This is a genomic window from Streptococcus mitis (assembly GCF_001074635.1).
GTDB lineage: Bacteria > Bacillota > Bacilli > Lactobacillales > Streptococcaceae > Streptococcus > Streptococcus mitis_E.
In genome coordinates this window covers 1-9,480 of sequence record NZ_JUQO01000208.1, presented here as the reverse complement: position 1 = coordinate 9,480, position 9,480 = coordinate 1, and the positions used below count along the sequence as shown (strand labels likewise).

Genomic DNA, 9,480 nt, shown 5'->3' with positions numbered 1-9,480 from the left:
GTCTTTTTGTATCACTAAAACATAACCTAAAAATAAATAGACAATCAAATCTAGTACAAAAAGAGAAAATATCCTCCTTTTCATCATCTCACTTGTCTTAAAGATTCTGTTTAATAAAATCTTTATCGTAGTATCTACACACATTTTTATCAAAAAGATAAGAGTTAATACACGATTATCAACTGTACCATGAAGAATAAATGGAAATATAGTTAATATAAAACTAGAAATCTCTAAATATTTTATCCAAGGAGATTGAGACATCCTACTTTTAAACTGACTGATTTTCCTATATTCACTAGCTAATCTAGTATCAAAATCTTTACCAATTATATTAAAGATTAAGAACTCCAGGATAAAAATACTGATTAATACAATATAAGTAAAAACCTTTCCTGGGAAATATTTATTGATTAAAATCGGGAAACTCATTAACAGAATCGAATTTATGGCTAGACAGATAGATACTATTTTATTTTTCACTGAATATATAGGGAGCGATACTATCGAATAGAGAAACGCTAAAAAAAGAAGCAAGAGATACTCAGTACTGCTAATTAACGGCGCCCTTAATGATAAAAATAGATAGGCACCCCACACGATGGTATGCGCTTTACGAATTGACTCTAGATTACTCATCTACCTACTCCTAATATGTAAAGAAAATCCATTTTTAGCTCACATTCTCTTTCCAACAAGTCATAAACGTTTCATGATATTTCCTTCTTCTACATTATGTAAAGTTGAAATACATTTTTTGCTAGTGAAAATATAATTGTTATTTAAAATCCCAAAAAGATCTATCCTTCTTCTAGACCTAAACCAAGTCAGATTAAAGATACAAATATAATGATAAGGCTTTCTTTTACTTTAGACTACCATAAAACAAGGAATCTTTCAACAAAATTCATTGGCAAACTACTATTCTAGAAGATTGACAGCTCAAATCTTTCAGAATAGAACAATTCTAACTATGGAATATCCTAACTTCATAAATATCTATGCAATTCTAGACCTAGAATTCCTATAAACTAAATGTTTTGGCACTCTTCTAAGCCATTGATAGCCTTAAATGTTAATTTTTGAAGGATTCTAAAGCTAGAAGAACTCAAAAATGAAGATAACTAAGCTATTCGAAGCTTAAAAGGACCTTTGGTGAATTTCAATAGCACTTCAACTAGCTATTCTTACAATTCTTCCGATGAGCTTTGAGTTTTTTCAGAGCCCAATCATAGTGACTTGACGTGCTACTGACAAAGTAGGAACCTAGACTTGTCCCACCCGTCCACTTATAGACACCTTTGGTAAAGAGTTCGTCATTGCTAAAAACTTCTATCAACTCTAAAACCTCTCTATGTGATTGTTCTAGGAGTCTAGTTGCTTCTTCTAATGTCGTTTTCTGGTGCTTCTTCCAAAAAGCGTCATTCATTTGTCCATAAGTTTTCCAATTATAAGGTTCAGGGAGAAAAGGTTTTTCGTGACCTTCTTGATTAGAATATACCCAAGTCGAAAGTAACTGCTACCATTCATAAAGATTAATCAGGACATCCCGTAGATTTTTATCCCTTTTCCAGTGAGCTTCTTTTTTCTTTGGGTCTCTTAAAAAATCAAATGGAGTCTGTAGCTCATCTTCACTTAGTTGGGAGATGAAACGATTGAGCTTTTCATAGTTTTCCTTAGAGGCCAGCACTAGCTCCTCTTTTGTTTTCGGTCTAGGCACAGGAGTACTCCCTTCATATTACTAGTTATTATTAGAGATTTTTTATCCTTTAAATCTCTATAACTTATCCTTTAATTTCTCAACAAAGAGATAGGCTGCTGGACAGGTCAAGGTATTTTTAATCGTTAAATGGTTGATTTGATGAATCTTTTTGCGGTCTGTATGGGGAAATTCACGACAGGCCTTTGGACGAACGTCATAGATGGAACAGAGATTATCTCCTCCTAAAAAGGGACAAGGCATGGATTTAAAAACCTTATCACCATCTTCATCTACCTGCAGAAACTCCGCTTCAAAAGCTGGTAATTTCATCTTAAAATACTTGACGATTCGTGTAATATCCGCTTCTTTAAAGTCAGGCCCCAATGTCTTACAACAGTTAGCACAGGCCGTGCAATCAATTTCTGCAAAGACTTCTTGGTGAATCTGTTGGGCTATCTTATCTAGATTTTTTGGTGGTTTTTTCTTTAGATTGGCTAAAACTTTACGGTGCTCCTTTTGCTTTTGCAAGGCTAGCTGATGGTAATACTCAATATCAATTTCTTTAGACATGGTTTCTCTCTTATTCTAATTACTTTCCCCTATTATACCATGCCTCTGGAGCATTTAAAAGTGGACTTCACAAGACTATACTATTCCCGAATGTATAAAAAACCTTGCAACTAAGTTACAAGGTTAATGACATTAATCGAAGTTAACGTATTCTTTTTGAAGTTCAAGAACTTCTTCCATTGTTGAACACTCTGTAAGGGCACGGTTAGCGTACTCTTCCATCTTAGCAGTATCCAATTTCTTCATCAAGCTACGTGTACGAAGTACAGATGTTGCTGACATAGAGAACTCATCCAAGCCCATTCCGACAAGAAGTGGAACAGCTGTTTGGTCACCAGCCATCTCACCACACATACCAGCCCATTTACCTTCAGCATGAGCTGCCTTGATAACGTTGTTGATCAAGCGAAGGATTGATGGGTTATATGGTTGGTAAAGGTATGAAACTTGCTCGTTCATACGGTCTGCCGCCATTGTATATTGAATCAAGTCGTTTGTACCAATTGAGAAGAAGTCTACTTCTTTAGCAAATTGGTCTGCAAGCATCGCTGCTGCAGGGATTTCAATCATGATACCAACTTGGATGTTATCCGCAACTGCAACTCCTTCAGCAAGAAGATTTGCTTTTTCTTCTTCATAAACTGCTTTAGCTGCACGGAATTCTTTCAAGAGGGCAACCATTGGGAACATGATACGCAATTGACCATGAACAGAAGCACGAAGAAGAGCACGGATTTGTGTACGGAACATTGCATCTCCAGTTTCAGAAATAGAGATACGAAGAGCACGGAATCCAAGGAATGGGTTCATTTCATGTGGCATATCAAAGTAAGGAAGTTCCTTATCTCCACCGATATCCATTGTACGAACAACCACTGGTTTCCCATTCATTCCCTCAAGAACAGCCTTATACGCTTCATACTGCTCATCTTCAGTTGGGAAGTCTTGAGAATCCATGTATAAGAACTCTGTACGGTAAAGTCCAACAGCTTCTGCACCGTTGTTGTTAACACCTTCAACGTCTTTTGGAGTACCGATGTTAGCAGCCAACTCGAAGTGTTTACCGTCAGCAGTTACTGTTTGAGCATCTTTCAAAAGTGCCCATTCAGCTTTTTGTTTAGCATAAGCTTCACCAGCTGCTTTAAATTCTGCCGCTTGTTCATCTGTTGGGTTGATAATCACTTCACCAGTGATTCCGTTAACGGCAAGGATATCACCGTCTTTGACGATTTCAGTGATGTTATTTGTTCCCAATACAGCTGCAATTTCAAGTGTACGTGCCATGATAGCTGAGTGGCTTGTACGTCCACCGATATTTGTTACAAAAGCTTTTACAAAGTTTTTGTCCAATTGAGCTGTATCAGATGGTGTCAAGTCATGCGCAATCACGATTACTTCTTCATTGATTGAAGCTGGGTTTGGCAATTTCTTACCAAGTAGGTTTGCCAATACACGTTTTGTCACGTCGCGGATATCCGCTGCACGTTCTTGCATGTATGGGTTGTCTTCCATACCTTCAAAGATAGTGATGAACATGTCAGTCACTTCTTTAAGACCTGCTTCAGCATTGACTTTCTTAGCACGAATTGTTTCTTTAATCTGACCAATCAATTCTGGGTCAGAAAGAACCATCAAATGAGCGTCAAAAACTTGAGCCGCTTCTTCACCAAGCGTACCTACAGCTTTCTCGCGGATAAGAGAAAGCTCGTTTTGAGAAGCTTCAAGAGCAACATCCAAACGAGCCTCTTCTGCGTTTGTATCTTCGACTGAAATAGTCTCGAATGACAAATCCGGTTGAACGAGTAGATATGCTTTTGCAACTGCAACACCGTCAGATGCCGCGATTCCTTTAAGCATTTCTGTCATTTCCCTTATGCCAATCCTTCTTTTTCCATTGTTTCTGAGATTGCAGCGATAGCGTCATCTGCATCTGCACCTTCAGCTGAGATAGTTACGTCAGCACCTTGGCCAACACCAAGACTCATAACACCCATAATTGATTTAAGGTTAACTGATTTACCTTTGTACTCAAGAGTGATATCTGAAGCAAATTTGCTAGCAGTTTGTACCAACAATGTTGCTGGACGTGCGTGAATACCTGTTTCTGCCACTACGTGGAAATCTTTAGAAGCCATAGTTTGACTCTCCTTTTGTTCTTTCTTTTTTGAGTTATATGTGATAACCCTTACAATTTGGTATTATACCATCTTCTAGGATTTTTTTCAAGCATTTTATGGGATTTATTCGATTTCCTTTCAGATAACTTGCTGAAAATCTTCCATATCGGATAACAAAACACAGGATATAGTTTTTAAAAATCAACTTATAGGAGAATTATCACTATTTTACAAAACAAACACTACATATTGTGTTTTGTTTGCTTATGTAGAAAAACAGACCACTATATTTAGTTTCAAATCGTTGACAAAAATTTATTTTCTGATATACTAAGATAGTATTAAATTTTAAAAGAGGAGTTACACAATGGTAACCGTTTATTCTAAAAATAACTGTGTCCAATGTAAAATGACTAAACGTTTCTTGGACAGTAATAACGTTGAATATAAAGAAATCAATCTCGATGAACAACCTGAGTACATCGATCAAGTTAAAGAGCTCGGTTTCAGCGCAGCTCCTGTTATCCAAACACCAACTGAAGTCTTTTCAGGTTTCCAACCAGGAAAACTGAAACAATTAGCATAATCTTAGTACATCATCCAGAAGAAACTGCTTCTAGGGCCAACTTAGAAGCCTTTCTTTTGTAATTAGATAAGGGAAATTTTATGGGATTAAAACATCTTGAGGACGTGACCTACTTCCGTCTCAATAACGAAATCAACCGTCCTGTCAATGGACAAATCATGCTTCATAAAGATAAGGAAGCCTTGGATGCCTTCTTTAAAGAAAATGTAGTTCCAAATACTATGGTTTTTGATTCAATCAAAGATAAAATCAACTACCTCATTGAACACAACTACATCGAAACAGCCTTTATCAAGAAATACCGTCCAGAATTCTTGGAAGAATTGTCTCAATTTATTAAAGAACAAAACTTCCAATTCAAGTCTTTCATGGCTGCCTATAAGTTTTACAATCAATACGCCTTAAAGACTAACGATGGGGAATATTATCTTGAAAGTATGGAAGACCGTGTCTTCTTTAACGCCCTTTATTTCGCTGATGGGAATGAAGCTGTTGCAATCGATATTGCCAATGAAATCATCCACCAACGCTACCAACCTGCTACTCCTTCTTTCCTCAATGCTGGACGTGCTCGTCGTGGAGAATTGGTATCATGTTTCCTAATCCAAGTGACGGATGATATGAACTCTATCGGACGTTCTATCAACTCAGCTCTTCAACTTTCACGTATTGGTGGTGGTGTGGGAATTTCCCTCAGTAACCTTCGTGAAGCTGGTGCACCTATCAAAGGCTATGAAGGAGCTGCTTCTGGTGTCGTACCAGTCATGAAACTCTTCGAAGACAGTTTCTCTTACTCTAACCAATTGGGTCAACGTCAAGGTGCCGGTGTTGTTTACCTCAACGTCTTCCACCCAGATATTATCGCCTTCCTTTCAACTAAGAAAGAAAATGCCGATGAAAAAGTTCGTGTCAAAACCCTATCACTTGGTGTTGTAGTACCCGATAAATTCTACGAATTAGCACGTAAAAATGAAGAAATGTATCTCTTCAGTCCTTACTCTGTAGAGCTTGAATACGGTGTGCCATTTAACTACATCGACATCACTGAAAAATACGATGAATTGGTCGCAAATCCAAATATCCGCAAGACAAAAATCAAGGCGCGTGATTTGGAAACTGAAATCTCTAAATTGCAACAAGAGTCTGGCTACCCTTATGTAGTCAACATCGATACGGCTAACCGTGCAAATCCCGTTGATGGAAAAATCATCATGAGTAACTTGTGTTCTGAGATTCTTCAAGTCCAAGAACCAAGCTTGATCAACGATGCTCAAGAATTCCTTCAAATGGGGACGGACGTTTCATGTAACCTTGGTTCAACCAACGTAGTCAACATGATGACTTCACCTGACTTTGGTCGTTCTATCCGTGCTATGGTTCGTGCTCTTACTTTCGTTACAGATAGTTCACACATCGTAGCTGTACCAACTATTGACCATGGAAATAGCCAAGCCCACACCTTTGGACTTGGTGCCATGGGACTTCACAGCTACCTTGCCCAACAATTGATTGAATATGGATCGCCTGAGTCTGTTGAATTTACAAGCATCTACTTTATGCTTATGAACTACTGGACTTTGGTTGAGTCAAACAATATTGCGCGTGAACGTGGTATCACCTTCCATAACTTTGAAAAATCAGACTATGCTAAGGGAAGCTACTTCGACAAGTATATTACAGGCGAGTTTGTTCCAAAATCAGAACGTGTTAAAGAACTCTTCAAAGATGTCTTTATCCCAAGTGCTGCTGATTGGGCTGAGCTTCGTGACAAGGTTCACACAGATGGACTTTATCACCAGAACCGCCTTGCTGTTGCTCCAAATGGTTCGATCAGTTACATCAATGACGTTTCGGCTTCTATCCACCCGATTACGCAACGTATCGAAGAACGTCAAGAAAAGAAAATCGGGAAAATCTACTACCCTGCTGCTGGATTGTCAACAGAAACCATTCCTTACTACACTTCTGCCTACGACATGGATATGCGTAAAGTGATTGATGTTTACGCTGCTGCGACAGAGCACGTGGATCAAGGACTTTCACTCACCCTCTTTATGCGTAGTGACATTCCAAAAGGTCTTTACGAATGGAAAAAAGAAAATAAACAAACGACACGTGACTTGTCTATCCTTCGCAACTACGCCTTTAACAAGGGCATCAAGTCTATCTACTACGTCCGTACCTTTACAGATGATGGTGGAGAAGTCGGTGCCAACCAGTGTGAAAGCTGTGTGATTTAATCTTTGCTTGAGGAAACTACATTTTCTCAGATAAGTATTCATTTACCCTGCTAAACTAAACTGGAATAAGCATCTATACTATGGAAAAACAGAAAAGTCGGGCTTCCGACTTTTTGTGCGAAACTACTCTAGAATTATGATAAAATAGAAGTAATTGTGAGTTCGCAATACTAAACACAGAAAGAGATTTCAAAATGGAAACTTACTACAAAGCCATTAACTGGAATGCCATCGAAGATGTCATCGACAAATCAACTTGGGAAAAACTGACGGAGCAATTCTGGCTTGATACACGTATTCCCTTGTCAAATGACTTGGATGACTGGAGAAAGCTATCCAACAAAGAGAAAGACTTGGTCGGAAAAGTTTTTGGTGGTTTAACCCTTCTTGATACCATGCAATCTGAAACTGGGGTTCAAGCCCTTCGCGCGGACATCCGTACACCACATGAAGAAGCTGTTTTCAATAACATCCAATTTATGGAATCTGTTCACGCTAAATCTTACTCATCAATCTTCTCTACCTTGAATACTAAGGCTGAGATTGAAGAAATTTTCGAATGGACCAATACCAATCCTTACCTACAAAAGAAGGCTGAGATTGTCAACGAAATCTACCTAAACGGTAGCCCACTTGAAAAGAAAGTTGCCAGTGTCTTCCTTGAAACCTTCCTCTTCTATTCAGGTTTCTTTACTCCCCTCTACTATCTTGGTAACAACAAACTAGCCAACGTTGCGGAAATCATTAAATTGATCATTCGTGATGAGTCTGTTCACGGAACCTACATCGGATATAAATTCCAACTCGGTTTCAATGAATTACCTGAAGAAGAGCAAGAAAAACTCAAAGAATGGATGTACGACCTTCTCTACACTCTTTATGAAAACGAAGAAGGTTACACAGAGAGCCTCTATGACGGTGTTGGTTGGACGGAAGAAGTCAAAACCTTCCTTCGCTACAATGCTAACAAAGCTCTCATGAACCTGGGACAAGATCCACTCTTCCCAGATTCGGCTGATGATGTCAACCCAATCGTTATGAACGGTATTTCAACAGGAACATCCAACCACGACTTCTTCTCTCAAGTCGGAAATGGTTACCTTCTTGGCGAAGTTGAAGCCATGCAAGACGATGACTACAACTACGGTTTGGACTAAGTCATCTATTTTATGAGTGATAACAAATATCATGGTTTGTTTAAAACAACCATGATATTTTTGTTTTTGTTTTCTTTTGTTTTTTAAATTGATTGATTGAATACTTTATGATAAAATAGTAATAGAAATAGAGGTGATAACGATGCTAAAGCAGGAAAAACTAGATAATATACTAGAAACGGTAAATACAAAGGGAACTATTACTGTAAAAGAAATCATGACTCGCCTGGATGTGTCAGATATGACTGCTAGACGCTATTTACAAGAGTTGGCAGACAAAGATTTACTTGTTCGAGTGCACGGGGGAGCTGAGAAAATTCGCACAGGTTCCATTTTAAATAATGAACGTTCCAATATTGAAAAACAAAGCTTACAGATTGCAGAAAAACAAGAAATTAGCCGTTTTGCAGGCCATTTAATCGATGAAGGTGAAACTATTTTTATCGGTCCAGGGACAACCTTGGAATCTTTTGCCCGTGAACTTCCAATCGATAATATTCGTGTTGTAACAAACAGTTTACCAGTCTTTCTCATCTTAAACGAACGAAAACTAACAGATTTGATTTTAATCGGTGGAAACTATCGCTCTATCACTGGAGCCTTTGTGGGAACACTAACCTTGCAAAACTTGGCCAATCTACAATTTTCTAAAGCTTTCGTTAGCTGTAATGGTATTAAGGACAATGCGATCGCGACCTTTAGTGAAGAGGAAGGTGAATCCCAACGCATCGCCCTCAATAATTCCAATAAAAAATACTTACTAGCTGACAATAGTAAGTTCAATAAATTTGATTTTTATACCTTCTACAATATCTCTGATATTGATACCATCGTTTCAGATTCTAAACTGAGCAAAGAAACCTTCGACCAACTTTCGAAACAAACAAAAATTATTCTTTCTAAACCATAAAACTGAGGATTGATAAAATATAAAATGCGTCATATCAAGAAAATAAGAATCTTGATATGACGCATTTTTGGATGAAGATTTTTACAAGGAGTTTCCTAGATTCTTTATGATTGTTGAAACGGCATAAAATCTGAATCAAAGGAGATATTATCCCGTTCTTCAGGACTGATAAAATTTAAAAAGATATTTTTAAATTCT

General features: G+C 37.8%; 8 protein-coding genes and 2 pseudogenes. 4 read left to right on the top strand and 6 right to left on the bottom strand.

The genetic code is table 11. The annotated features are described in order from the left end of the window. From ADI58_RS11410 to ADI58_RS08870, 5 genes and pseudogenes are all read right to left on the bottom strand, one after another. Positions 1-639 (bottom strand): hypothetical protein (locus tag ADI58_RS11410; protein ID WP_049522300.1); only part of this gene is annotated, 639 nt, incomplete at its 3' end. Positions 640-1,177: 538 nt separating this feature from the next. Beyond that, a pseudogene (locus ADI58_RS08885) lies at positions 1,178-1,720 on the bottom strand (ClbS/DfsB family four-helix bundle protein). A 57-nt stretch (positions 1,721-1,777) separates the two neighbouring features. Further along, positions 1,778-2,272: a YkgJ family cysteine cluster protein gene (locus ADI58_RS08880; RefSeq protein ID WP_049522299.1), complete on the bottom strand. Its 495-nt coding sequence runs from the start codon at positions 2,270-2,272 to the stop codon at positions 1,778-1,780. Between the two features lie 132 nt (positions 2,273-2,404). Continuing rightward, on the bottom strand, positions 2,405-4,138 hold the full coding sequence (gene ptsP / locus ADI58_RS08875) for a phosphoenolpyruvate--protein phosphotransferase (protein ID WP_049522298.1): 1,734 nt from the start codon (positions 4,136-4,138) through the stop codon (positions 2,405-2,407). A gap of 5 nt (positions 4,139-4,143) precedes the next feature. Beyond that, on the bottom strand, positions 4,144-4,407 hold the full coding sequence (locus tag ADI58_RS08870) for a phosphocarrier protein HPr (RefSeq protein WP_000146947.1): 264 nt from the start codon (positions 4,405-4,407) through the stop codon (positions 4,144-4,146). Positions 4,408-4,756: 349 nt separating this feature from the next. On the opposite strand from ADI58_RS08870, the gene nrdH reads away from it, so the two are divergent. The 4 genes from nrdH to ADI58_RS08850 all read left to right on the top strand — a co-directional run bounded on the left by nrdH (position 4,757) and on the right by ADI58_RS08850 (position 9,282). After that, the gene (gene nrdH, locus ADI58_RS08865; RefSeq protein ID WP_000259243.1) at positions 4,757-4,975 is read left to right on the top strand and encodes a glutaredoxin-like protein NrdH; all 219 of its coding nucleotides are present in this window, start codon (positions 4,757-4,759) and stop codon (positions 4,973-4,975) included. A gap of 80 nt (positions 4,976-5,055) precedes the next feature. Next, a complete protein-coding gene (nrdE, locus tag ADI58_RS08860) occupies positions 5,056-7,215 on the top strand; it encodes a class 1b ribonucleoside-diphosphate reductase subunit alpha (protein WP_049522297.1) in 2,160 nt (719 codons plus the stop codon). A 194-nt stretch (positions 7,216-7,409) separates the two neighbouring features. After that, positions 7,410-8,372 (top strand): class 1b ribonucleoside-diphosphate reductase subunit beta, encoded by a 963-nt coding sequence (gene nrdF, locus ADI58_RS08855; protein WP_000451364.1) that lies wholly within the window; start codon positions 7,410-7,412, stop codon positions 8,370-8,372. Positions 8,373-8,514: 142 nt separating this feature from the next. Further along, positions 8,515-9,282: a DeoR/GlpR family DNA-binding transcription regulator gene (locus ADI58_RS08850; RefSeq protein WP_049522295.1), complete on the top strand. Its 768-nt coding sequence runs from the start codon at positions 8,515-8,517 to the stop codon at positions 9,280-9,282. 104 nt (positions 9,283-9,386) lie between these two features. Here the strand turns inward: ADI58_RS08850 and ADI58_RS08845 are convergent. Then, positions 9,387-9,480: pseudogene (locus ADI58_RS08845) on the bottom strand (DUF3884 family protein); the annotation flags it as partial.